Source organism: Serratia myotis, from assembly GCF_027474885.1.
GTDB classification, from domain to species: domain Bacteria; phylum Pseudomonadota; class Gammaproteobacteria; order Enterobacterales; family Enterobacteriaceae; genus Serratia; species Serratia proteamaculans.
The window spans coordinates 2063049-2086079 of record NZ_CP099707.1; the positions used below are offsets into that span (position 1 = coordinate 2063049).

Sequence of the window (23031 nt, forward strand, 5' to 3'; positions counted from 1 at the left end):
CTGGTTGTCGTCGATCGCCTGCGCGCGGCGGGCTAGTTTTTTACTTCAAACTCCAGATCAGGGGAGTAAATTTCAACAACCTTGCCGACCAGCTTCACCGCGCCGCCTGGCAGGGTGAGGATCTTGTCCAGCTCGACTTTGCTGTCAGGGTGAACAATGCGACGCAGAAAGTTGGTTGCCGGCGCGACTTTATTGTCGGTCGACATCTCATTGATAAACTTGTTGTAAGCGGTGATGTTCGGCTCAAAGACCAGATCCAGACCGTTAACTTTGATTTCGATTTTTACTTTGTCGCTCATGGGTTTAATCCTTTTTCTCTCTGCTCTATTTCAGCAGCCAACTGGTTATGTCTGGCTGCGCACGGGGGGTAAATCTTGCGGTATTCTTCCAGCGCTGCGGCCATCGCTTCGCCGGTGTTACTGCTGAGACGCGGTAGCGTTACCGGGCATCGGGCCAACAAATTGGCCTGATAGGGTACGTTCGGCGCGGTCGGTGGCGGCGTTGAACAGCCGGACATAGTCAGCAGTAGCGCACACGTTACTGAAAACTGGCTTAACCACTTCAGTGCGAATAACCCGCTCGGTGTGCGTTTCATTGGCGCTCAGCTCCGCTAATTTGCTTTCCAACAGACGGGCAGACTCGCCCGCCATGTTTTCTGTATACCGGCGCGACTGCTCGGCACCGGCGGTGGCGGCCCGTTCAATGACCAGCTGCTGGCTGTCGCTGTACAGGCCAGCGGTGAACCAGCCGGCACAGAACACGGCGGCCAGCAGGGCCAGCACGATGAACGGTTTCGCCTGGGCCATCAGCGCACGCCTTCATGCTCAAGGCTGAAGTGATTGCCGTCGGGGTTGGTTTTAAATCGACCGCCCCAACTTCCGCCGAGACTTTCCCAGAATTTACCCAGCTCCACATAGGCAGCGCTGTCGGTCTGGTACTTGCCATTGATGAACAGATTCAGGTCAACGGCCAGGCGTTTGGTGTGCAGGCTGTTGCTGATGCCGCTGCCTTTTTTGGCATTGAGCGCGGCCTGTTCTGGCGTGCGGTAGGCTTCACCGAACGTCACGCGCATGCCTTTCTCATCGGCCCATAAAATCAGCTGGGCGATCAGCTTGGTAAACAGTTGCTGTTTTTCACTTAACGTCATGATTGCTATCCCCTTGCACAAATTTGCTACCACGGTGACGCAGCCAGCGCTCAACAACCTGGTACCCCGCGATGCCCAGCGCAGCCCCGATGCCGTTAATCGCCACCGGCGACAGGTCAGGGAATTGCACCAGCGCGGCGCCAGCAATCATCGACACACCGGCGCCCAGGATCATGCGCCCGAAAAACAGGCGCGGGGTTAGCGGCTCGTTGCTGCTGAGTACCTTCCCGATGGCAATGGCGGCGCCAATCAGCGCCAGCGTTAAAATCTTTTTCTCATGGTCTTGCATCGCGTTACCCCAGCAGATCGCGCGTATCGTCTGCGGACAGATACGGAATGCCGTTAAGGCGCACAAAGTTAGGCGATGTCACGATGTACTTGATTTTGTGTTTTGTTTTGTCCGCGCTGGTCGGATCGATGTTCAGCAGATCGGAAATCATGATCTTGCAACCAAATGCCTCGACCTTCATTTCCTCGTCGCCGGCCTTGGCGTAGAACAGGAAATCTTTCGGCGGAATACCGCGCCAGCTGCCGGCACTGCGTGCTGAAGCCTGGGCGGCAATCAGGTTTTTGCTGTCCAGTTCGATCTCGCCGTCGGCCTCGACATCGCCGTCGGTATAGCCATCCGGCACGCCGCGGGTTTTGGTCACGGCGGTGTTATCGGTGATGTTCAGCGAGATGCTTTCCGCATGGATGGCGACGCCTTCCATATCGAAATCAAAGCTCATGCCTGAAATGCGTTTACTCATGGGGCGTTACTCCGTCAGGCTGGTGTCGAGCAGGATGCCGATCGAAATTTCTTTCGGGCTGGCATACGGTCGCGCAGTCATGAAAATTTGCACCTTGGTGCTGTTCAACCAGGTGATCACCACATCGCCATCCTTCGGCGGCTTCACTTCACCGGGGAAGGTCACCCCGTTGATTTGGGATGAAATCGCCATTTCTCGCAGTGGTTTGCTGAAAAAGGTTTCATGTGCGGCGATGCTGCTGTCCGAGGAATTCAGCGACCGGTCAGCGATTTTAGGAATAGACAGCAGACGAACCCGGCGCGCGGCTTTATCGACGGTGCGCAGGTACTCGATCACTGAGTAATCACCGCCGTCAACTTCCAACGTCAGACCGTCAGACCAGTAAAGGCCGTCGTAATCGACATACCACATTGGCACGCTGTAACGATTGGCGTTCAGCGCCTGCAGCACAGCCAGATCCAACGGTGCGCCGGTGCTGTCGACGGGCAATTCATCGCGGCCCATATCGACCAGGGCGCCGGTGCGAACACGGGCGGGACTGTCAGCAATGGTTACCGAACGGTTGCACAGACGGCCAGCCAGGACACCCGGATCATTGCCCCACAGGCGCGGCACCAGTTGGACGCTCGGCCCGGCGATGCCTTCCTGCAGCGTTGCCAATTTCGTGTTGTATTGCGCCCAGGTTTCAGTTTCATCAGGGCCGGCAACGGACAGGATCGCCCACAGCCAGCGGCTGTTTTTGCCGATAAGATCGGCGCGCAACGTCACCGCGGCGTTAATGTCTGCCTTGGTGCTGATGTCCATGCACAGGACAAACCCCTCAACCGATGCCGTCTGCTGGGCGCTTTTGACGGCGTCCACCCAGTCGGCGGTTTCAGCATCAGCGGCCAAAATGGCGACATAGGCGAACCAGTTACTGCCGGCGTTTCTGCGGGCGGCAGCGATGTTGCTTTTCAGCACGCTGTCAGCGGCACCCAGTACGGTGTCCAGATTGGTGTTGCTGTTAAGTGGTTGCAGCGTGCCGGCATGGGTGGCGCCGATGCCGACAAACAGGACAACCCGCTCGATCTCGGTAGGCGTGCCCTGATACTGGTTTAGCTGGTTAATTTCTACACTCGGCCAGGTCATAGTTTCCCCTTGATATCCTGTGCTTTGACTTCCCAGCCGAACCCGATGCCTTGCAGCTGGCGGGCCAGGATCATGTTAAATTCTTCGTCACTGACGCCGAGAAAAGCGCGGGCGGGTAGGTCAATCGTCCACGTCTCCTTGCTCGACTTGGGTGCCAGCTTTTTAATCAGAAAGCCGGCTTTTTTCATCGACAGTTCCGCGATGATGTAACTCACCGCCGGCTTTACATACTTTCCGTTCCACCACACTTTGTAACCGAGGTCACGCAGGCGCTTAGCCTGGCGGCGGGTTGCCGGTTTGCCTTCCTGGCTTGTCTGGCCCTGGTAACTTGACGCCCTTACGGTTATCTGCGCGCCGTCCTGATGGATGGCGCCGATAGTGCCGGCCGGCATGCGGCGTTCCCCGCTGCGGTAATCGCCCCCCTGAAGGTAAATACGTACCGCTTCGATCTCGGGCATTTCTCGCACTTTCATCAGTTTCGGTAACTGGCGCAGCATCTTGCGGCGGCCGCGTTTGCGTGGCACCCAAGGTGTACCATCAGGCGCCATTTGGTTACGGGCGTTTCGCTTTGACGCCGTGATGATCCCGCGCTTGGCAATTCGCCACAGCAGCCGTTGGCGCTTTGCTCTGGGCATTTCGTTTTCTTTCAGCGCCTGCTTGAGCGCGCGCAGCTGGGTTTTATTCAGTTCGCCATCAATGATTTTCGCCATCTTTCACCGGCGCGCCGGTGGCGTCCGCTCCGAAAATTACTGCCTCTTCGGCATGGTCATAGGTCGGATCGACAACGCCCCATGACTCCCCATCCAGCGGGATTTCTCCATTGCTATTGGGTAACAAGACAATTTCGTCGACCAACGGCACGGTGATCGTGACCAGGGCAGACTCTTCGTCGTACAGCTCGACCTCAACGTCTGGGTTGTCCAGGTTTAAATCGCTGCGGGCGTCATTTGCACCCTCCATCAACCAGGACAGCACCAGCGCAAACAACACCGCCGGATCAAGCTCGCGATAAGGGAACTTGTCCCACTCCAGCACGCCGTCATAGGTGGTTATCCCAATACGGCGCTGCCCTTTGCCGAGGTTTTTCAGCGCGGGCGTCAGCTTCTGGTTGTCCATCCAACTGTCGAACCCTCTCACCCGTGGCGGTAAACGCTCGGTCATGAATGCCGTCAGTTCAGATAACTGGCTCATGACAGCGACACCGAGGCGCGGCCCAATCCGAGGATGGCGCGCACTGCCTGGCTGGCTTCGGTCAACAACCCGCTACGGGTGAAGGATTCTGCGGCGTCGCTACTGGTTCCCTCCGGCGCCGTTGCCTTGCCTACGCGGCTGACGCTGGTCACTTCGCTGACCAGGTCGGCTTTTGCCAGGGCATATACCGCTTTTTTGTACTGCGCGGTTGTCTGGTTTTCGTCGCCGGCGCGAGCGCCTGGCAAGTCTTTCGCAGTGGCAAAACCTGCGGCCCGCTTCGATGTTTCAAAGCTGGTCAGGCGGCGGTTGATGTCGCCGATCGCGGCGAGTAAGGCCTGGATCGCGGTATCACCCTGCAACTGTGGCGGCACTTTTCGCTGTAGCTGAAATTCGCCCAGGTTCAGGTCAGGCCAAAAGCTGCCCGGCCCCTGAGTGATAGCTTCGTCCTGGTAGTCGAGGCTTTTCCCGCTGAAACCGAGAGAACTCACCGCTCACCCCCTGTTGTTAAAGAAGCGGACTGACCAGCATCCACGGCGTGATTAGCCAAATCGGCGTCACCCTCCGCTGCGTCCGCTCCGCCGTGCGGCAGTCGTTTGTTCAGCGCACGAATGCGCATCTCAATTTTTTCTCGCAACGTCTTCACCCCAACCGGGGCATGGAAGGCTTGCGCTTGCGCCAGTAGTTCATCTGCCGCCTGCAGGACGCTAATGTCCTCGACCGCTGACGGTATCGGTCTGCCGTTCCTGTCGCGTAATTTCAACAGGCCGGCAAACTTGAACCACTTCGCGTTAATCTCTTCGTGAAGCCGCCAGTTATCCCGCACGTTCGCAAAGGTGCGGGAAAAATACGGCTCAACACTGTGCCCGGCTTCAGCTTCGCTTTCGGCCCAGGCCAGCACGGTATCGGCTACAAAGGCCGAGAAGGTGCGTTTGACGTTATCCGGGGTGGGCTGGTGTTGTTCGATAGCGAGGTCAGCCCAATCAAGCGCCTGATCAAACTCGCCAATGTCGAACAACCAGATCACACAGTAGGAAAACACCTGGTTGGTGTACTGCTCGCCGCTGCTCAGGTAGCGCTCTACGGTGGGCGCCCACTTAGGCAGCAGCTTGCGGCGTTTCATGTCTACCCGGTCGCGGATAGTCGGCAATTGGCGCAGGCGTTCAACGTCCAGCCGCAACTCACGCAACTGAATGTGAAGGCTGTCAGGGTTGGCGCTCAGCGCCTGGCCCTGGTTCAGCGTGTGCTGTGCGGCAATCCGGGCGTTATGCCTCAGACCGGGTGACATGCTCATGGTTAGCCCTCAGTCGGTGGGACGACTGCTTCTTCGCCTACGATGGTGACGGCAGATTCATCGATCGCGCCGTACAGCTCGCGATAGCCCAGGGCATAGCCTTCGTTACGCAGGTATTTGTTTTCGTACTGCGCGCGGTCTTCTACAAATTCGACCTTGCGCTGGCGGGTATTGCGCTGCGTCAGTACCTGCAGGTTTGCCGGAATAGTGACGGCTAAGCGCTTGCCAGGCATAAACGGTGGGATGGCAGCGCGACGGCCGGCAACAGAATCAGCCAGCAGCTGCGCGGCGATCTTCTCGGTTGGCTTGTCGGCTTTGCCATACAGGCGGAATTGCTCAGCAGCCACCAGGTCAGCGCCAACCATGATCGTGAGGCGTGGATCATTACGGAATTCCTGCGGAATCTTGGTGTTGATGATGTCGGCTGCCGCCGCGTCCAGCGATTTGTAATCACCGCTCGGCCCGATGGTGACCGGGTCGGTGATGATTTGGGAGCCGCCGTTGAACTCTTTGGCAAGCTGGTGCCAGCCTTTGTTCACGTCCTGGCCCAACGGGTTGGCGATCGGGTCGGTGGTTGGGGCTACGCTGGTGCCGTTGAAGCCGATGCGCAGAATATCCAGCGAGAAAGCCTGCATGGTGAACGCATTCACCAACTGCATGAATTCGTTGGCGTCACCGCTGTTCGCCCAGTTCGACAGGGTTTCCCAATCCAGATCGACAGCGGAGTCCGTCGGCGCCAGGCTATAGGTGTTACCGCTTACGCCGATATTGCGGTGGAAACGTGCGCCGGCTGTTCGGCCAGTATGCAGGCGGGAGGCGCCCACATCGACAACCTGGCCGGTCATCTGATCCACGTCTTTCATGGTGATGAATGACAAGAAATCGAGCGACTCCTGCAGCGCCTTGCGGATGGCGGTTTCCATCGGTGGCGTGACCGCATAATATTTGGTGCGGTCGGCAGTTTCTGGCTGGCCGATATTTTTCAGCAGCGTGCTGTAATACGTTTCCATCGCCTTGCGGGCGCCATCGCTCAGCACGGATAATTGTTGCAACATATTTTATTCCTTCTTCCCGCCGCCGTTGGCAGCGCTATTAATCGATGCGATGAACGGTTAAACAATCATCGGGGCGGCGGTGTTATCTTTTTCGCCTGGATTCGGGTCTGGTAATTTGCTGAAGGTTTCATCCAGCTTTTTAAATTTCGGCATCAGGTCAGGCAGGGCGGTAAACAATTCTTTGGCCTGCTCAGTGCTGAACAGCTGAGTGATTTCGGTGATCTGCGTTTTAATGTCGCCGACAGTCTTTTCCAACTGAGTGATTTTTTCTGCGCCGCTGTTAATGGCATTAAATTTCTGCTGCAAATCTACGATGGCTTGCGCCATACCCGATAAAGCTTCGGTAAATTCCTTATTGTCACCTTGTGGCAACGGGGCAGGCGCTGGCTTTGGTGTCGGCTCTGGTTGCTTCGCACCGAAAAGGCTTTGCCATAATGGTTTCTTTTCTTCAGACATCTTTTTATCTCCCGGCCGTGTTGTGACCATATCGATTACAAACGGCACCGGAGCACCGTAGATAGCGTTATTCTGTTCAGCGTTAAAGCGCATGCGGTCGGTACCGATGCTGGCCGGGGTATTTGTTACGCCCAGGCCTTTCAAATAGGCTTTACCCGAATTGCGGAAATTCTCGACAGGCTCAATTGAGGCAAACAACAGTTGATTGCGGCGGTTCGAGTAGATCAGATCGTCGGTAGGGCACAGGCGGGCGTAAAGCTTGGTTAACCCGGCGTCATTGACTTCTGCTTTCAGTTCCAGCACTTCGCCAGAATTACCCCAATAGCGTTCATGCTCCGGCCAGATTAATGCGGTGTACAATTCCAGATCATAAGTTTCGGCCATTTCGGTAAGCCATGATGCAGGAATGTCGCGACCGTCGACGGTTTCGCCTTCGGTTGCAATGCAAATCCAGTCAGTCATTAATTGCGATGATGTGCCACCCATTGGTTAATCCCGGTTAAATATCTGCGCTCTAATAAAGTAAAGCGAGTATTGCGGATATTTTTTAATGCTGCGATAACTTTACTTCTGATACGTTCGGATATAAGCCATTAGCCGAATGTATCCGATATTTAATTGTAATGTCGGAAATGCTTGCCCTGCATAATAAAGACTATGGCTATATATCCCGACGCAATTAAAAAGGTGGCGCGTTCGCTTTATTTAAAAAGCTGGACGCCGAAAGAGATCGCCGCCGAACTCAATTTAACCTCTGCCCGCATTGTTTATCACTGGGCGGAGAAATACGGCTGGGCTGAATTACTGAAAGAGGAAAGCCTGGAAGATTGCATCCAGCGCCGTGTCAGGACGCTGACACATCGGGATAAAAAAACCGAACTGGAAATGCTGGAAATAGACCGGCTGATTGAGCACCACGTCAAACTGATTGCCCAGAAGAATAAGCACGCTGAAAAAATGGCGGCAGCACTTGCCACTGCGGCGCCAGGTGAGGGCGGGAATATCGGCTTTATGTCTGCCGGTGAAGATGCGCAAGCACAACGCAAAGGCCGACGCCAAAAGAATGACGTTAGCCAGATGACGAAAGAGCGTTTCGATGAATTCGCCGATAACCAGCTGCTGGCATATCAGAAAACATTGCGGGCCAATAAGGATCAGTCCATCCGCAATCTGCTGAAGTCGAGGCAAATTGGTGCCACCTGGTATTTTTCCTGGGAAGCGCTGGAAGATGCCGCACTGACCGGCGACAACCAAATTTTTGTTTCTGCTTCTCGGCGCCAGGCTGAAATCTTCCGGCGCTATATCGTCAAGTTTGCCCGCGAAATGTTCGGCGTCACGCTGACCGGCAACCCGATCACGCTCAGCAACGGCGCTAACCTGATATTCCTGTCTACTAACGCCAACACAGCCCAGGGTGAGACAGGGCATTTCTACTGCGATGAATACTTCTGGGTGCCGAAATTCCAGGTATTTAAAGACGTCACCAGCGCGATCGCCACGCATGACAAATGGCGGAGGACATTCTTCTCAACGCCAAGCGCCAAGACGCATGACGGCTATCCCTTCTGGACGGGCGACGAGTGGAAAGGCAGCGATAAGAAGCGCCAGGCGATGAAGTTCCCTGACTTCGATGATCTGCGCGATGGGGGCCGGAAATGCCCTGATGGGCAATGGCGCTACGTGGTGACGCTGGTCGATGCCTGCGCCGGTGGCCTGGATAAATATGTCACCGTTGACCGTGTGCGCGGTGAGCACAGCATTGATGCGTTCAACCTGCTGTACATGTGCATTTTTGTGGACAGCGGGGACAGTGTTTTCAAGTTTGACCAGTTGTCTCGGTGTGAAATTGACCCGGAGATCTGGCAGGACTTTGACCCCAAAGCCAAACGGCCCTTTGGTGAGCGTGAAGTCTGGGGCGGCTTTGACCCGGCGCGCAGCGGTGATACCTCCACCTTTGTGGTTATCGCGCCGCCGCTGTTCGACGGTGAGCGCTTTCGCGTGCTGGAAACTCACCACTGGCAGGGGTACAGCTTCAAATATCAGGCAGAGCAGATCAAAAAAATCATGCAGCGATACCGCATGACCTACATCGGGATCGACGTGACCGGCATCGGCCGGGGCGTTTATGAGCGGGTGCAGTCCTTTGCCCCGCGGGAAGTGCGCGATATCCATTACAGCCTCGAAACCAAAACCCGCTTGGTGCTGAAGATGGTCGACCTGGTGGAAGGCGACCGGATCGAATGGGACGCAGAAAAGCGCGGCATCGCCGGCAGTTTCCTGGCTATCCGCAAAACCGTCACCGGCAGCGGCAATGCGATCACGTTCGTGGCCGAGCGCAGCGCCGAGAACGGTCACGCCGATGTTTTCTTCGCTATTTCCCACGCAGCGATTAACGAACCCCTCAACTTTGACACCCGGCGTAAATCTACCTGGGCATTTTCACAGGCGGCCGCATGAGCAGAAAGAACAAGAAACCAGCCCAGAAACCGGCGCCACAGCCGAAAACCTTTTCGGCAGGGTTACCCATGCCAGGCGATCGCAGCTCGATTTTTATCGGGCCGCCGGAGATGGTGCTCACCAGTGGCACCGATTATCAGGATGTTTGGTATGACAACGACTATGACCACTGGACGCCACCGATCAGCCGACTGGCTTTAGCACGTCTGGCAAATGCTAACGCGCAGCATGGCGGGGTGTTGTACGCCCGTAAAAACATGATCACATCGAGTTATGTCGGTGGCGGGCTGACACGCAAGCAACTTGAGGCTATGACGTTCGACTTGCTGACATTCGGCGATGTGCCGTTATTGAAGGTGCGTAACGGTTGGGGCGTGGTTGTCCGACTGCATCCGCTGCCGTCGATGTATATGCGCATTCGTCGCAGCGGTGAGTTCGTCATTTTGCAGAAAGGGGAGCCGCTGGTTTATTCCCCGGATGACATCATTTTCTTAAGTCGGTATGACCCACAGCAACAAATCTACGGCCTGCCCGATTATATCGGCGGTATCAATAGCGCATTGCTCAACAGTGAAGCAACCATTTTCCGCCGTCGGTATTACAACAACGGCGCACACATGGGCGGCATCCTTTACACCACAGACCCCAATCTGTCTGACGAGGTAGAAGCTGAGATCAAGAAAAAAATCGAAGGCACCAAGGGGCTGGGCAACTTCCGCAACATGTTTATCAACATCCCTGGCGGCGATAAAGAAGGGGTGAAGTTTATCCCGGTGGGAGATATCAGCGCGAAAGACGAGTTTGCGAGCGTTAAAAATATCAGTGCCCAGGACGTTCTCACCGCTCACCGCTTCCCGGCAGGATTAGCCGGCATCATTCCCCAAAATACCGCGGGGTTGGGTGACCCGATCAAGTCCCGTGAAACCTATCGGCAGGATGAGGTGATCCCCGTCCAGCGCATGCTTGCGGAGGCCATCACCGCCGATCTCGAAGTGGCTCCGCGTCTACACCTCAACTTCAACTTTGAAACACCTGCAGGGGAACAATAATGGCTGATGAATTGCTGCCAACTAAGCGCATCGTTGAATTACCGCCGGCTGGTACGCTTAACGATGCTGATGTTTTACCAGTATCAAAACCCATTGGCGGCAACGCCTTTGAAACAAAGAGCGGCACTTTAGCAGAGCTAAGGCGCATGCTGAGTTTTGATCTCGCTTTTGATGATAAAGAGCAGGGCCTCGCAAATACAAATGATGGTCAGATTTTTCATGTTTTTACTGATAACAGAAAGACATTCGTTTCTGAATTCCTAAATAGCTCTGGGATTGCCACTTCCACCGGGGCTACTTATAAGACCCCGAATATTATTGATTTTTTATATAAAAAAACCGAATCATTACAACCTTCCCCTGACTCTTTGTTTGATATTGTCTCAACCAATGGTATTCGCCCCTTCCGCATCCGTGATAACGATGGAACCATTGAATTTGAAATGGTTGCCAAATTGGTCACGGGTAATGCGGGGTTAAATTTCGCTGGCAGTTCGGTGGATTATTTTGCGCCGTCAGGTTGGCTGTTTGTGATTTATTCCGCAAACGGTCTGGTGATTGCCGGTGTTAAAGAGGATGGCACCAAGGTCGGCTGGGGTGACGGTACGGGCGGCGGCGGTCAGTCGGGTGAGATTATTCCCGGCGACACGGCAGTCAGTTACGACGCCATCCGCCTCTATGACGGCGAGGCCACGGTCAAAGACGTGGTGGGAAACCGCATCGCCGGGCGCTTTGTTGTCGATGCCGGGGATACCACTTCCCCCGACGATGATGGTGGTTGCCTGGTCGATACGCTCGGCCGTCGCTGGAAGCGTAACGCGGATTATGTCTCGTTCGACATGTTTGGTGCACCGCGCATCCCTGAATCGGTGTACCGGTCTTTCGCCAGCCTGGCAGAACAGGGGGACCATCCGGGTGCGGCGGCGGTGATAGCTGACCAGGTGCCCGCTGATGCGGCCATTAAAGCCTGCTTTGCCTTTGCCAATGCGCTGAATATTCCCGTGCGTCAGGATGATGGCCGCTTTCTGTGGAAAGACACGGAAATTGAGGTCAAGGTGAATGCTTTCCTGTCCGGTGCCACCATTGTCACTACCGACATTTCCGGCGTGAACCAAGACCGTTGGGGGCCGCTCCCCGGTGTGGATGATGATGCGCCGGAGCCGGTGCGGATGTTCACCATCAGGGGCCGCAAGCCGGTGATTGAGCTATCGGCGGCACAGATTAACCTGCTCAACACCACTTATGCACCGTACCTGAAGGCCGGTAGCGGCCAATTACCAATGCCTGATTTGTACCGCTATCGCGGCGGGCAACTGTTCATCCTGTCCAGCGCCGTCGAGTATTACCGCAGTGGCAGCATGACCAACCCACGCATGAAGGTGCTTTATCGCGACTTCTCCCGCATCGGTAAAAACGGCGCGCTGACGGACATGCTGGTGAAAGACATTCCCGCAGGTACCGTGACCTACGCGAAAATCGTACAGAAAGAAGATTCATACCTCACCTTTGAGCCGCCGTTCTTCCATGAGTCCGGAAACAGCCGCCGCTTTTACAATATCGAGGTGTACCGGCCCCAGACCATCATCGGCAAAATGGTGTTGCGCACCGACGCTTACGGCGAGGCGGCGGCCTGGGTGAAGATTTCCGCCCATGAGACCTTTGATGTGGAGTTTAAAGGCGGTCAGTGTGATGCGTCGTTTGGTTACTCCGGGGCGTATGTGGTGTCCTATCGGGACTGCATCAATATGTACATGCACGACTTTACCGGGCTGTACGGTTGGGGTGTCAACGGCCATCACGGCACCAAGAAAATGCACTTTGAACGCTGCGTCTTCAACCGCATTGACTGGCACACCTTTGGTTATGACATCAGCGGCCGTGACCTGGAATTCCGTGGGCTGGGTATCAATATGCAGGGCGGCGGCACCTGGGATTTCCGTAACATCTCGGTGATTGTACCGGTGGGTGACACGGTGAACCGGGGTGACGCGATGCAAAACTGGTTCATTGAGCTGCGCGGTGACTATGCCAGTGACTGCTACGGTTCGCTGTCCATTGATGGATTGACCGTCAAATTCGACGTGACCAACCCGGCCAACTTCGGCGCGTCGGTCAGAACTTACGAAGTGGTGCGTCTGGTCGGCGTGGATGGCACCAATGCCCGCCATGACACACGCACCCCGAACCGCATTGACCTGCGCAACGTGACGGTAGACCTGCAAGGCTCTATGGCCTTCGCCGCTGACCCCAGCCGCTTTGCGTTTACGGCCGTGCGCACCGTGCGCAGCGAAAAGACCGACCACACCGTAACCGGCTATAAGACGCTGCTGCCTGAGTTCATCCGGGTGGAGGGTATGACCGCCATCAACGTACCGACCGATAAGAATGCGTGGATGTGTGGGCTAATGACCAGCAACGACATGCACAAGAACACTGTGGGTTCGCGGGTGAAAAAACGCGCAGACGGCACCAATGCCGATGTGGTGCTGCGTGATATCCGCAGTGTGGTCAACACCCCGGTCAGCGACGGCAGCAGCAACAACACGGTTGCGATGGCGGGGACGGCATCCTGGTGGACAGCGGAGTACCTGAATTCAGACTATTCGTGGGTGCCGCGGCTGGTAATGGATAACTGCGCCCCCGCCATGATTGATATTACCGGCACCCTGACCGTGGTAGATATTCGCGGCGGTTGTGTGGCGCGCCTGCAAAACGGTAATGCTCAAAGCCGTGTGCGCATCAACGGGGCAGACATCCAGCTTATCCCCGATGCCAGCGACAGCCTGTTCTTTGATAGCGTCAACAGCGTCGCCATCGGCAATACCTGGCTGAACCCCGCCGGTGCGGCAGTCTATTCCGGCACTCTGCGCGGAGCCGTAAACGAAAACCGGGGTGATGCAGAAAAAGCCCCGAACATCCCTTCATCTGTGTTTATCTGAGGCCCATATTATGAGCGGCGTGCGCATTTTTTGTAATTCCTACATCCCGGTGGACAACTGGGACCATGAGTTTGTGGTGGTCAACTCCCGCCTGGTGAGTGAAAACCCGCTCCCGGCGCTGGTATCGTTCGACCTGCTGAATCCGCTGGACAACAGCGGCAACGGGCACAAGGTCACAAAAGCGGGCGGTATCATCAAGCCCTATGGACTGGACTTCGCCCGCGATAACGGTGGCTCAACCACTGACTTTATCGCCAACAAAGAGAGCCTTTCCGTGCTGTGTGCGGTGAAAGTGAACAGTGCAGACGCGTTTTCGACCTTTCTCGATTCCCGCACCCTTAATAGCAGCACGTCGAGCGGTTTTGCGGTGGACTTTTCCAGCGGCACACAAAAGCTGCGATTAAACCTGACCTACCCATCCGGCGTGGGTGAGGCCGTGCAGTTCCCGACATTCGTCGTTGGGGAATGGAATGTTTTGTGTTTCACGCTGTCGCCAACGGTTATCCGTGGCGAGAACCACCTGGGCGAAATAATCACCAAAGACTTTTCCACTCCGATTAACGTCGGGCAATGGGCCAGCCCGCTACTGCTGGGTAAGTCCGCTACCAACGGTACGTGTGATGGTTCACTGGGCTTTGTGGCTGTCTATGACGGCTACTGGACGCCAGAGCAGCGTAAAATTGCGATCAAGACGGGAATGGATGTGATTTTTGCCAGAACAAACTAAACCTCATTGATTACTACCTCCCTTTTATGATATCGGCTAAAATTATGGCTGATTAATTGAGGGGAGGGGTGCTTATGTCTAGGGTTATAAAAGTTTTTTGCAACGAATGTGGGTCTCCTGCCACAGTAAGTAAAACTAATAGAAAGACCCCTCACTTTTCTGATCTTTATTGTCAGTGTAATGATGTTGAGTGTGGCCATACCTTTGTAATGAATATGACCTTTTCACACACTCTTAGCCCCAGTTCCCGCGGCGGTCGCAGTTTGGTAAAATCGCTACTCAGTTTGTTGCGACCGGAAGATAAGCAGATAGCCCTCGATTTGTTGCAGGGCCTGCCCGGATAAAAGAAACCCACCGATTGGTGGGTTTTTTATTGCTCATGGGTTTTCAGTATTTCGGCCAAAATTGCGGTTTGCTCAGCCGCCGGCATGGCGCTGTAGTTTTTGGCCCAGCGCTCGGCCTTGCGCTTGATGCGTTGGCGGTCGATGTAGTTGGCGCCGGCAAAGGCATGGCTGTACGCGTTCCCCTCTGGAAAGTTCATCCACAATTGTTCAGTACGCGGCCCGCCACGGGTCATCACCTGGAACTGAATAGAACGCCAGCCTGCAAGCAGTTCGTCATAGAGCGTCGAGGGGTAACCAGAAATCATCACGTTGGCTGGTATTGAGCGCAGCACGTCGATCAGACGGCGATGATCATCAACCGTGTATTCGTGTCGGTATCGCGCGCGACTGGTGCGAGTTTCCGGTAGATAGGGTGGGTCAGCGTAGATGATCGTTCGCCCATGCAGGTTAAAATCAGTCCGCTGTAAAAATCCCACTGCGTCACCGTGATAAAGATTGAGCCTCGGCGGCGTCATTCCCTTATCAATCCAGCGCCGGCGCGTCAGCAGAAATGCATTATCGTCAACGTCAATTCCAATCGTTCTTGCAGCCAGCGGTTTGTGAAACATTACCGCACCGCTGCCGAGGTGTGTCTCGATGTATGTGTCATGCGGCGGCATCTGGCTGATGATCGCCTGGTAAGCGCCGCTTGCGGCCTTGCTCCCCAAATATCCCATGTTGCGGTACCCCATAGTTAAAAATGACCGTGCTGCAGAACAGCTATTTCTGTCTGTGCGGTACCGGCACCAGGTGACAAAGACATCGCTGTCTATATTTTCCGGTATGGCCAGAACAGACATTTATGACTGTGCTCGATGATTCTTCAGCGCAAACACCCGGCTCATGATGGCGCTGCGCTTTTGTTCGTAGCTGGCGGGTGCTGGATGAATCGAACCGTCGGCAAGTGCCCGCCAACGCTGACCGTTCAGCGAGAGCTCATCACCGCCGGCCAGCTTTTCAGCCTCCAGAGCGGTAAACGACAACCCGATGGATGCCGCAAAGTCGGTGATTTTCTCGACCAGGTGCGCCGATTTTTTGGCGCGCCGATGCTCTGCGGATTGCCTGTCCCGCGTTTTCTTTGCTTCCGTTATCAAGAATTCATTGAAGGCCCGCCGTTCTCGGCGTGTCATCCCCTCAAAATCACCCCCTGGCGGCCAGCTGGCACAGCCTTTTGCATCTATGTCAGGGGCTAAAACTCCGGGATTACTGCCCTGTCTGTCTTCTTCCTGCTGCGCTCCGCGTACAGTTATTGACAGAACTCCGAGGGGCGGCGCTGCCGCCTGAAGGTCAACCGCCAAGACCGGGTCGGCGCCAGCCGGCACAATCTTGAAGGTGTTTAAACGGGTATAAATCATTGACTGCGTCCCGGTGAATGGGGAGTACACGCCGGTGATCTTGCTGACGTCGTCGCCGTAGTCGTTGCCGTTCTCGGTGATGTCATAACCGATGCGCACGCGAATGTGACGACGCTCGACCAACGGGCCGCCCTGGGCGTCGGTGTATTCGGCCCAGTTCCCCTCATCGGCGGCAGTATGTGCCGGCGAAATTTCAGGATGGAGAAACGAGAGATCGCGATCGCGCAGGCGACGCAGCTCTCTGTATACGGTTACCGGTGCACCGCCAATCTGCTGAAACTGACGGATGCGCCAGCGCGACGCCCAGGCGTTCACGCGTTTGGCGATATCTTTCAGCGGTTCGCCGGTGTCGTGATCCAGCTCGTCGTCCAGCGCGTACCCGTCGATATTCTTTGAAATGTACTTCGCGATATAGCCAGTTGCGGAGCCGAATTGCTCATCCATTGGCTTGACGCTGAAGCGGTATTCGGCGGCGCCTGGCTCATCGCCATCAACCTGCAGGGCGTAGCGGCGGAAGATGTCGCGGGCCTGCTCGACATGTTCGGGCTTGAGGAATAGCAGCAGATGCCAGTGCGGGGTTTCGTCGTGGTGTGGTTCGGTCACGCGAAAGCCAAACACGCGAATGCCGGCACGTTTCCACGATGCCCGCACCTTCGACCAGACCTTGCAGAGGTAGCGCTGAGTGTCGCGCGGACTGGCGCCGCGATATTTGTTATTGCGGCGCCCGGTCTTGCTCTGCATAGCGTGGTACTTCGACGGGGCGGTCAGGGTGTAAAACTCACCGGCCAGATCACGGGCCTTTGCCAAATCTTCAAAGCCGCGCATGCGGTTCATTAACTCGGCGCGCTTAACCGCCGGATTGGCGACGCTACCGTCTACCTTGTCGATTAGTGAAACTCGCTCGCCGGTGTCTGTGTTTTCCAGTTCCCGTGACTTCAAAAACTCGCGGTTGGCCTTCTTCTGGGCATGCCATTCTTTCAGGCATGGATCGCTGCAGTAGGGGGTTGCCCTGTCGCTGACATAGCCAGCGGCGATCATCAGGTGTTCGCGCCACTGGTCATGGAGGCGGCGCAGACGGCGCAACCACCATGCCGGTGATTCGAGACGTGCGACGGCGCGCGTTGCTTCTTCAGCGCTAAGTTGTCTGCTGCAGTATTGCTGCCAGCCCGGAGCGAACATGTTCAGGTGTTGGGTTAAGTACCCAATGCGGCCATAGGCATAAATCACAGCAAAGGCTAGATCGCCAGTAGCTGCAGCCCGGAAATCGCAAAGGCGGACAAACTCACCCGTCATGCAATCAGCCAAGCGATTAGCCAGGCGCTTGAGGTCTTTTTTCCCGCTGTACGGGATACGGAAGAAATCATCGCGAAAAGGGATTAGCGCTGGGGGTACCTGGCCGATCTGATACTGCTCGTTTACGGCATCGATTCGCGGCAGGACGTGGCGCTCAAAGGTATTTACTAGCCAGCCGTTTGCGGCTTTCTGCCCCTTGCCCTGCTCGATGCTGCTGAGTCGTTGAGAGTAGTACCGGCGAATATATTGGGGAAGAGCATCCAGTCTCCGGCGCAGGCGGCGTGGTGCTGGATCGGCAACAGAAAATTGCCCCACGATATCGAACGGTGCGACGCGCTTCGGTTTACCTGCATGATCGGTGACGCCGAACAGCTGGAACGATGCCGGTTCATCGCCGCGCTCTGTGAGAATGGCATCGCGTTTGGCGTTCCATGAGTACGCGTATTCAAAAGCAACCGCGCCGCTGCCCGGATAGGGTAGCGGCGGAGAAGGTTGATACCGGCCGTGGGATTTGCTCATATGCTGCGCGGCTTAGTAAAAATAATTTTTTAGTGAGGTGAATGGGATCTCTAATTTTTCGGCTATCAACCTCAATTTCATGCCCGATTCATGCAGTCTGCGCGCCAGCTCAATATCCGCTTCTGGATACTTCCGACCGTGATACGCGTCACCACTTTTTTTCAGGCCAACGCCGATGAGGTTGGCACGGTTGCTAACCGCTTTTGGAGTCCTGCCGAGTAAGTGAGCAATCTGTTTTACGGCAAGGGTTTTGGCACTGTCTTTCAGTGTTTGGTCTTCATTTTCACTCCAGCGCTTCATACGGATGCCCTCATAGTTGCGATGATCTCTCGTGCCGGTTGGCGGCCTTCGGCTTTGCAGCTGACCGCGCGAGGCGCTTCGATATGGGAGATCTTGAAGTCGCCGTAAATCTTTAGGGATTCGGCGGTGTCACTGTTGGAGGCGACGACATGGCAGCCGCGGCGGGTTGCTTTGCGTAGGGCATACATCAGCCGATACTGATCGGCAGAGTTAAAGCCGCCGGTGTGGTAATTGGTGAAGTCAGCCGTTTTCGACGTAGGGACGTAGGGCGGATCGCAGTAAATGACGTCGCCGTCGTTTGCCATTTCGATGCACTCTTCAAAGTCCAGGCACAGGAAAAGCGCCTTATCTGCTCTCTCAGCAAAGGCGCGGATCTCGGCGGCGGGGAAGTATGGCGCTTTGTATTTGCCGTATGGCACATTGAACCCGCCGCTGCGGTTGTAGCGGCACATGCCGTTGTAACCGTGGCGGTTCAGGTACAAGAACAGGGCAGCGCGATAGAACTGGTTGCCGGATTTATTGAAGTCTTCGCGCAATTGGTAGTAGGAGACTGGATCGTTTTCATCCCTGAACAACGAGGCGGCATAACTGATAAAGCGGGACGGATTGCGCTTTATCGTGTTGAACATGTTGATCAGGTCTGGGTTGATATCACCCAACAGGTAGGCGCTATAGTCCGTATTCATAAATACGGTACCGGAACCTGTGAACGGCTCAACCAGGCGCTTACCTGCTGGCAGGTGCTGGCGCAGAGTGTCGATGATGCCGGCTTTACCGCCGGCCCACTTCAGGCAGGAGCGGATCATTTTCCCAGCCTCTTAACTTCAAACCCTGGAATTTCTTTTTCTAGGCTACCGATATAGCAATGGTCGCCGTTCAATCCTTTAATGAAAGCCATTGCTTGCCTTAAACAATCTTCATTCCGGCGATTATTCTCATGAGCGATTTCAATCTGAATGGTCTGTTCATCGACCTGGCGCTGCAGCTCTGCCACTTCATGATCTTGCTCGACAGCACCAAAGGGGATTTCTTCGAGGTCGCGTAACTGCTGCAGTTCGCGAAATGCCTGGCGGATGATGATTACAGCCTGTTCTGTCGCCTCCTTTGGCTTAGTGATATCAATGATTTTTCCGTCTTCTGTACCACCGATAGCCATCAGCATGGCATCACGTTGCGACTCGGTTTTTTGTCTGAGGTTAAAATTCGCAGTGCTATTTAACTGAAGAAAATGGCAACGTTCTTTTAATTCGTTGAGATAATCACCAATCTTATTACGGCCGGTCTTTAGACATTCAATGGTTATAGTCTGATTCTCGATAACTTTTGCAGCGTTAATAACTGCGTCATATACACGCGGTTCCCAGGCGGCCGCCTCAGATGCATATTTTAATTCGTTCAAAACGGCATTTACATGATGCGGGAATTGTTCGCCCGCCATTGCCTTTAAAACTCCCAAGGTAGTTAGGCAGTCAGAAAGCGCGCGGTGTGGCGTACCTTCAATCTTGACGCCTTGCTGTTCGGCGGCAGCTGTCAGCTTTTGCCACTTGTACCCGCCGCGTTCACTGCGCTGCCCGTAAAACTCGGCGTACTCCTGCATGACGCATACAGTCTGTGTAGGGGCGCTTAAGTTGGGAGTTACCTTCCAGATGCGATCTGTTTGCTCAAGCAGGCGGATGTCATAGTCAGCATTGTAAATGGCTATATTTCTCCCACTGATCAAGCTGCACAGCTGGGGGCTAATTTCCGGCCATGTTGGAGCATCTTTTACCATTTCATTAGTGATGCTATGTATTGCGGTCGCTTCGGCTGGGATGGGCTTTGATGGTTTCACCAGCGTGTTCAGCAGCGGCTTGCCGGTTGTGTCGATGATAGTGATTTCCACGATCTCGTCATCATCACCGAGACCAGTGGTTTCAGTGTCCAGAATCAGGAAATTTCTATTCAAACATTGCTGTGCTTGTTGTTGTGGCGTCATGGTTATTACTCCGATTTGATTAATCGTAATTACGTTGTTCAGGTTGAATTACCGCCGCGCGATTAAAGGCCCGGCAGAATTTGCACCAGCGGTACGCCAGCCAGGCCAGCAGGCAACCCCACACCAGGCCAATGAAGGCGGTGGCGCCAATAGCGATCGGGATCAGCATGGTGTTGTGTCCTGTGCGGTGGTGTCGGTCATCGCCTTGCGGGATGAAACCCAGTGACGCAGACGGATCAGGATTTGCTCGCGCTCGTCGCCGTGTAGTTCCAGCTCACTGAGGCGGCGTTCTAGTTGCTCCAGCAGTTCGAGACGTGCTGAGCGTCTTTCTTTGCTGATGATGTCAGCGGCAAGATCTATGCCGAGAAAGAGGGGTTGATTTACGGTGTTATTGGTCATGACATTACCTTTTTTCAGGATGAAGAAACCCCGGCGCAAATAAATGCGCCCGCATTTTGTTCAGTTGGATTAATTACTAATCAGATGTGGTTAATCACAGTCACCGATATTTGAAAGCGTCGGCACTCTTTGGCCTAGCCTCTGCAATTCTTTAATGCCGCGGTACACTGCGCGCCGTTCCTCTTTATTCATTTCCTCAAACCTCATTGATATATGTTTGGCGGAAAGCTTCACCCGGCTATCGATGTTTCCCAGGGTGCATACGGCTTTTTTCTGGCTATCCATCAGCCCGTCATAAAATACGGCGGTCGGGTTGATGCGTTTGGCTGTGGCAAGAAGCTGCTTAGCGGTTATCAGGAACTTGCCAACTGATTGAACTTGCTCTGTTGTCATGCCGCCCATAGTCACCTCGCATATTCTTACCCATCAAAAAGCGCACAGGGTGACGCCCCGGAACGTGCGCTTTGTGTTGGGTGCCGGAGCCTATCCCGGCGCAAAGGCGGTTTATTCTGATGCTGCCTTGTTGTTCAGTGCCGGCCATGCCAGCACAACCAATGCGCCAACAAAGAACAGGTCGCCGACCACTGACAGCACGTAACTGGTGAAGTCCACGGCCACAACCATGAAGGCCAGGATCAGGACACCAATCAGGCGCAGGTTACTGAGCAGCGCGCGCATTACAGATGGTTTTCCAAACGCAGGCCCAGAACGTTGGCAATTTCTTCCAGAACTTTACGTTCTTCTGGCTCGATTTCTCCGTCCGCTTCAGCGATGGCGACAGCTACGTCCAGCACGTCTTCTGCTTCACGTGGATCGTGTTTGACGTCTTCGATTTCACGCAATGCAGCACGGCGACCAATTTTGAAATTGGTTTCAAGCTGACCGATGATCGTCGCGCTGATGGTGTTAATTTCAGAAGTGAAGGCAGCAAGCGCTGGCTGGTTACGCAGAACCTGTTCAATCTTGGCTTTCTCTGATGCTTCGCATTCCTCGTCAGCGTACGCAACCAGATAAGCGGCATTAACAACGGCCTGAGCCAGATCGCGTTTTTCAAACTTTTTGATATCGCCTGCCGCTTTGCGAACCTTCTTACCTAATCCCAAAAATCCCATATTTGTATCCTCAGTTGTTGCCATGATTAGCAACTGCCTGCCTCTGCCACACACAGTCACCCGTTAAAAACCCTCTGTAAACGCTGGGTTTAGAGAGGGCTTTCAGCTAAGCCCACGCCATTAACACACCAAATACCAGAATCCAGATGCCGATAAGCAGAGCTATGCCTTTGATAACCGGCCAACAAAACTTAAGAAAATCAGACTTGAATTTTTCCCAGCCAGCAGTCCAACCCTGTGATCTGTCGAATAAAAAAGAGAACCACCAGACCAGTACCGTAGCCAGGTAGGCAATGAGGCCAGCGATTTCACTAGTCATGCGAATATCCCCATCAGACGAGCAAACCAGCGCGGACGCGGTCGGGACATAAACGGTTTACGCATGCCAGGAATAAATTGCACATCGGTGGCTTTCGGTTGGAAGCGGCGGCCGTCTGGCAGTTCTAACCAACCGTGTTGGTGGCGGCGGTGGGTGATCTGCTGGTGATTAACCATCATCCCGGCCAGTGAAGGGCAGTTTGCTGTGATCGTCATGAGTTAAGCCTCGATTGTTTCGGGGAAAAAGTCGGGTTGTTTGCCGTAGCGCTTCCAGTATTCGGCGGCATCACGCAGCGTTATGGTTTCGGGGCTGCTGGCATATCCCGCGGCAAGGGCGAGATCCAGCAGGCGGTCTGCCGCCCATTCAATTTCGCTTGGTGAATGGGCCGGGCAGCGGCGGCTTGCATGTTGTTGGCGGATCTCATACATGCGGATCACGCGATTAGCGGCGGCAAAGAATGGGGCTTGTGTTGTCATTTCTCAGCCCATCCGCTCAACGTATTTTTCTGCATGACGCTTGGCGTTCAGGTAGATGGCGTAAAGGTTTACGCGACGCTTGGCACCTGGGCGAGCTTGCAGGATTGGTAGGGCGCCAGTATCTGCCTGTGTGCGGATGGTCTGCGGATTTTTACCTATGCGGTGTGCATATTCGGAGATCGATTCCTCCAACAGATCACCGAATGGGTAATCAGCCGGCAGCTGATTTTCCCTCACCCCAATCACCTTTTTTTGTCGGTTTTTGTTCATAGTGATACCCTTTAAGATCACGCAGATTTAAGTTATTAAAGGTTCATCTCTATGAACCAAGGTAACGATAGTTCATAGGAATGAACCATGTCAAGTGTTCTAAGCGACAAAGTGAAGGCGATACGGAAGAGTGAAGGGGTTAGTCAGAGCGAGTTTTGCGACATAACAGGCATTTCAATAAGCACAGTGAAGAAGTATGAGACTGGGCTTATTGAGCCTGGTGGCGTGACTCTGATGAAGATAACGAGCAACCCGCGGTTTAAGAAATACACAATGTGGTTAATGACAGGGGATGTCGCACCGGAAATCGGACAGATTTCACCTGATCTCTCCCCTGATGGGCTCGAAAGCACATCCAACCACCGAAAAGGCCAGAAGGTTGGTTAATTGCCTATCGTATAAAGAATTTTTGGGGTAAAGGCGGCATTTGTTTCGAAAGGA

Annotated in this window: 32 protein-coding genes; 6 read left to right on the forward strand and 26 right to left on the reverse strand. The window is 54.6% G+C overall.

The genetic code is table 11. The features are described from left to right. Window positions 1–32: 32 nt before the first annotated feature. The 12 genes from NHG65_RS09755 to NHG65_RS09810 form a co-directional block, all read right to left on the reverse strand. Window positions 33–299 carry a putative phage tail assembly chaperone gene (locus tag NHG65_RS09755; RefSeq protein ID WP_400825652.1) on the reverse strand — a complete coding sequence of 89 codons (267 nt, stop codon included), beginning with the start codon at window positions 297–299 and terminating at the stop codon, window positions 33–35. A gap of 117 nt (window positions 300–416) precedes the next feature. Continuing rightward, a complete protein-coding gene (locus tag NHG65_RS09760) occupies window positions 417–806 on the reverse strand; it encodes a hypothetical protein (RefSeq protein WP_499183227.1) in 390 nt (129 codons plus the stop codon). Next, on the reverse strand, window positions 806–1147 hold the full coding sequence (locus NHG65_RS09765) for a M15 family metallopeptidase (protein ID WP_044550291.1): 342 nt from the start codon (window positions 1145–1147) through the stop codon (window positions 806–808). Before NHG65_RS09765 ends, NHG65_RS09760 begins: the two co-directional genes overlap by 1 nt. Continuing rightward, window positions 1134–1436 carry a phage holin family protein gene (locus tag NHG65_RS09770; protein WP_044550294.1) on the reverse strand — a complete coding sequence of 101 codons (303 nt, stop codon included), beginning with the start codon at window positions 1434–1436 and terminating at the stop codon, window positions 1134–1136. The genes NHG65_RS09765 and NHG65_RS09770 overlap by 14 nt, the downstream gene beginning before the upstream one ends. Window positions 1437–1440: 4 nt before the next feature. Next, window positions 1441–1896 (reverse strand): phage protein, encoded by a 456-nt coding sequence (locus tag NHG65_RS09775; protein WP_044550297.1) that lies wholly within the window; start codon window positions 1894–1896, stop codon window positions 1441–1443. Between the two features lie 6 nt (window positions 1897–1902). Next, window positions 1903–3024 carry a DUF2586 domain-containing protein gene (locus NHG65_RS09780; RefSeq protein ID WP_499183228.1) on the reverse strand — a complete coding sequence of 374 codons (1122 nt, stop codon included), beginning with the start codon at window positions 3022–3024 and terminating at the stop codon, window positions 1903–1905. Then, complete coding sequence (locus NHG65_RS09785; protein ID WP_499183229.1) at window positions 3021–3734, reverse strand: hypothetical protein; 714 nt, start codon at window positions 3732–3734, stop codon at window positions 3021–3023. Before NHG65_RS09785 ends, NHG65_RS09780 begins: the two co-directional genes overlap by 4 nt. Further along, window positions 3718–4215, reverse strand: a complete 498-nt coding sequence (locus tag NHG65_RS09790; protein ID WP_368453264.1) for a phage tail protein — start codon at window positions 4213–4215, stop codon at window positions 3718–3720. Before NHG65_RS09790 ends, NHG65_RS09785 begins: the two co-directional genes overlap by 17 nt. Continuing rightward, window positions 4212–4703, reverse strand: a complete 492-nt coding sequence (locus tag NHG65_RS09795; RefSeq protein ID WP_499183230.1) for a head completion/stabilization protein — start codon at window positions 4701–4703, stop codon at window positions 4212–4214. Before NHG65_RS09795 ends, NHG65_RS09790 begins: the two co-directional genes overlap by 4 nt. After that, window positions 4700–5506, reverse strand: a complete 807-nt coding sequence (gpM, locus tag NHG65_RS09800) for a phage terminase small subunit (protein WP_499183231.1) — start codon at window positions 5504–5506, stop codon at window positions 4700–4702. Before gpM ends, NHG65_RS09795 begins: the two co-directional genes overlap by 4 nt. Window positions 5507–5508: 2 nt before the next feature. After that, entirely contained in the window at window positions 5509–6561 is a 1053-nt protein-coding gene (locus tag NHG65_RS09805) for a phage major capsid protein, P2 family (protein WP_153859484.1), read from the reverse strand. Window positions 6562–6618: 57 nt separating this feature from the next. Beyond that, entirely contained in the window at window positions 6619–7503 is an 885-nt protein-coding gene (locus NHG65_RS09810; RefSeq protein ID WP_499183232.1) for a GPO family capsid scaffolding protein, read from the reverse strand. Window positions 7504–7674: 171 nt separating this feature from the next. Here NHG65_RS09810 and NHG65_RS09815 point away from each other — a divergent pair, with 171 nt between their 5' ends. The 5 genes from NHG65_RS09815 (at window position 7675) to NHG65_RS09835 (ending at window position 14533) form a co-directional block, all read left to right on the forward strand. Further along, window positions 7675–9474, forward strand: a complete 1800-nt coding sequence (locus NHG65_RS09815; protein WP_499183233.1) for a terminase large subunit domain-containing protein — start codon at window positions 7675–7677, stop codon at window positions 9472–9474. After that, a complete protein-coding gene (locus NHG65_RS09820; RefSeq protein WP_499183234.1) occupies window positions 9471–10523 on the forward strand; it encodes a phage portal protein in 1053 nt (350 codons plus the stop codon). Before NHG65_RS09815 ends, NHG65_RS09820 begins: the two co-directional genes overlap by 4 nt. Window positions 10524–10966: 443 nt before the next feature. Further along, window positions 10967–13462 (forward strand): putative phage tail protein, encoded by a 2496-nt coding sequence (locus NHG65_RS09825; protein ID WP_499183235.1) that lies wholly within the window; start codon window positions 10967–10969, stop codon window positions 13460–13462. Window positions 13463–13472: 10 nt separating this feature from the next. Beyond that, a complete protein-coding gene (locus NHG65_RS09830) occupies window positions 13473–14189 on the forward strand; it encodes a hypothetical protein (protein WP_499183236.1) in 717 nt (238 codons plus the stop codon). Window positions 14190–14263: 74 nt separating this feature from the next. Further along, window positions 14264–14533 carry an Ogr/Delta-like zinc finger protein gene (locus NHG65_RS09835; RefSeq protein ID WP_499183237.1) on the forward strand — a complete coding sequence of 90 codons (270 nt, stop codon included), beginning with the start codon at window positions 14264–14266 and terminating at the stop codon, window positions 14531–14533. A 26-nt stretch (window positions 14534–14559) separates the two neighbouring features. Here NHG65_RS09835 and NHG65_RS09840 read toward each other — a convergent pair whose 3' ends face one another. The 14 genes from NHG65_RS09840 to NHG65_RS09905 form a co-directional block, all read right to left on the reverse strand. Next, window positions 14560–15249 (reverse strand): DNA adenine methylase, encoded by a 690-nt coding sequence (locus tag NHG65_RS09840; protein WP_499183471.1) that lies wholly within the window; start codon window positions 15247–15249, stop codon window positions 14560–14562. 123 nt (window positions 15250–15372) lie between these two features. Next, window positions 15373–17739 carry a replication endonuclease gene (locus tag NHG65_RS09845; RefSeq protein WP_499183238.1) on the reverse strand — a complete coding sequence of 789 codons (2367 nt, stop codon included), beginning with the start codon at window positions 17737–17739 and terminating at the stop codon, window positions 15373–15375. 12 nt (window positions 17740–17751) lie between these two features. Beyond that, complete coding sequence (locus NHG65_RS09850) at window positions 17752–18039, reverse strand: hypothetical protein (RefSeq protein ID WP_079449387.1); 288 nt, start codon at window positions 18037–18039, stop codon at window positions 17752–17754. After that, window positions 18036–18845 carry a Dam family site-specific DNA-(adenine-N6)-methyltransferase gene (locus NHG65_RS09855; RefSeq protein WP_499183239.1) on the reverse strand — a complete coding sequence of 270 codons (810 nt, stop codon included), beginning with the start codon at window positions 18843–18845 and terminating at the stop codon, window positions 18036–18038. Before NHG65_RS09855 ends, NHG65_RS09850 begins: the two co-directional genes overlap by 4 nt. Continuing rightward, on the reverse strand, window positions 18842–20014 hold the full coding sequence (locus NHG65_RS09860) for a 3'-5' exonuclease (protein ID WP_499183240.1): 1173 nt from the start codon (window positions 20012–20014) through the stop codon (window positions 18842–18844). The genes NHG65_RS09855 and NHG65_RS09860 overlap by 4 nt, the downstream gene beginning before the upstream one ends. Window positions 20015–20033: 19 nt before the next feature. Continuing rightward, window positions 20034–20183, reverse strand: a complete 150-nt coding sequence (locus NHG65_RS09865; protein ID WP_499183241.1) for a hypothetical protein — start codon at window positions 20181–20183, stop codon at window positions 20034–20036. Next, complete coding sequence (locus NHG65_RS09870) at window positions 20177–20413, reverse strand: hypothetical protein (RefSeq protein WP_499183242.1); 237 nt, start codon at window positions 20411–20413, stop codon at window positions 20177–20179. The genes NHG65_RS09865 and NHG65_RS09870 overlap by 7 nt, the downstream gene beginning before the upstream one ends. 90 nt (window positions 20414–20503) lie before the next feature. Then, the gene (locus NHG65_RS09875; protein ID WP_166728769.1) at window positions 20504–20806 is read right to left on the reverse strand and encodes a hypothetical protein; all 303 of its coding nucleotides are present in this window, start codon (window positions 20804–20806) and stop codon (window positions 20504–20506) included. 111 nt (window positions 20807–20917) lie between these two features. Continuing rightward, a complete protein-coding gene (locus NHG65_RS09880) occupies window positions 20918–21091 on the reverse strand; it encodes a DUF3927 family protein (RefSeq protein ID WP_071827023.1) in 174 nt (57 codons plus the stop codon). Continuing rightward, entirely contained in the window at window positions 21091–21525 is a 435-nt protein-coding gene (locus tag NHG65_RS09885; protein ID WP_499183472.1) for a tellurite resistance TerB family protein, read from the reverse strand. The genes NHG65_RS09880 and NHG65_RS09885 overlap by 1 nt, the downstream gene beginning before the upstream one ends. A 106-nt stretch (window positions 21526–21631) precedes the next feature. Further along, window positions 21632–21844, reverse strand: coding sequence for a hypothetical protein (locus tag NHG65_RS09890; RefSeq protein ID WP_499183243.1), 213 nt, complete (start codon window positions 21842–21844; stop codon window positions 21632–21634). Continuing rightward, window positions 21841–22059: a phage filamentation protein Fil family protein gene (locus NHG65_RS09895; RefSeq protein ID WP_499183244.1), complete on the reverse strand. Its 219-nt coding sequence runs from the start codon at window positions 22057–22059 to the stop codon at window positions 21841–21843. Before NHG65_RS09895 ends, NHG65_RS09890 begins: the two co-directional genes overlap by 4 nt. Window positions 22060–22062: 3 nt before the next feature. Further along, the gene (locus NHG65_RS09900; RefSeq protein ID WP_499183245.1) at window positions 22063–22320 is read right to left on the reverse strand and encodes a hypothetical protein; all 258 of its coding nucleotides are present in this window, start codon (window positions 22318–22320) and stop codon (window positions 22063–22065) included. Window positions 22321–22323: 3 nt separating this feature from the next. Beyond that, complete coding sequence (locus tag NHG65_RS09905) at window positions 22324–22590, reverse strand: DNA-binding protein (protein ID WP_499183246.1); 267 nt, start codon at window positions 22588–22590, stop codon at window positions 22324–22326. Between the two features lie 87 nt (window positions 22591–22677). Between NHG65_RS09905 and NHG65_RS09910 the strand changes: the two genes are divergently transcribed. Further along, on the forward strand, window positions 22678–22977 hold the full coding sequence (locus NHG65_RS09910) for a helix-turn-helix domain-containing protein (protein WP_499183247.1): 300 nt from the start codon (window positions 22678–22680) through the stop codon (window positions 22975–22977). Window positions 22978–23031: the final 54 nt, after the last annotated feature.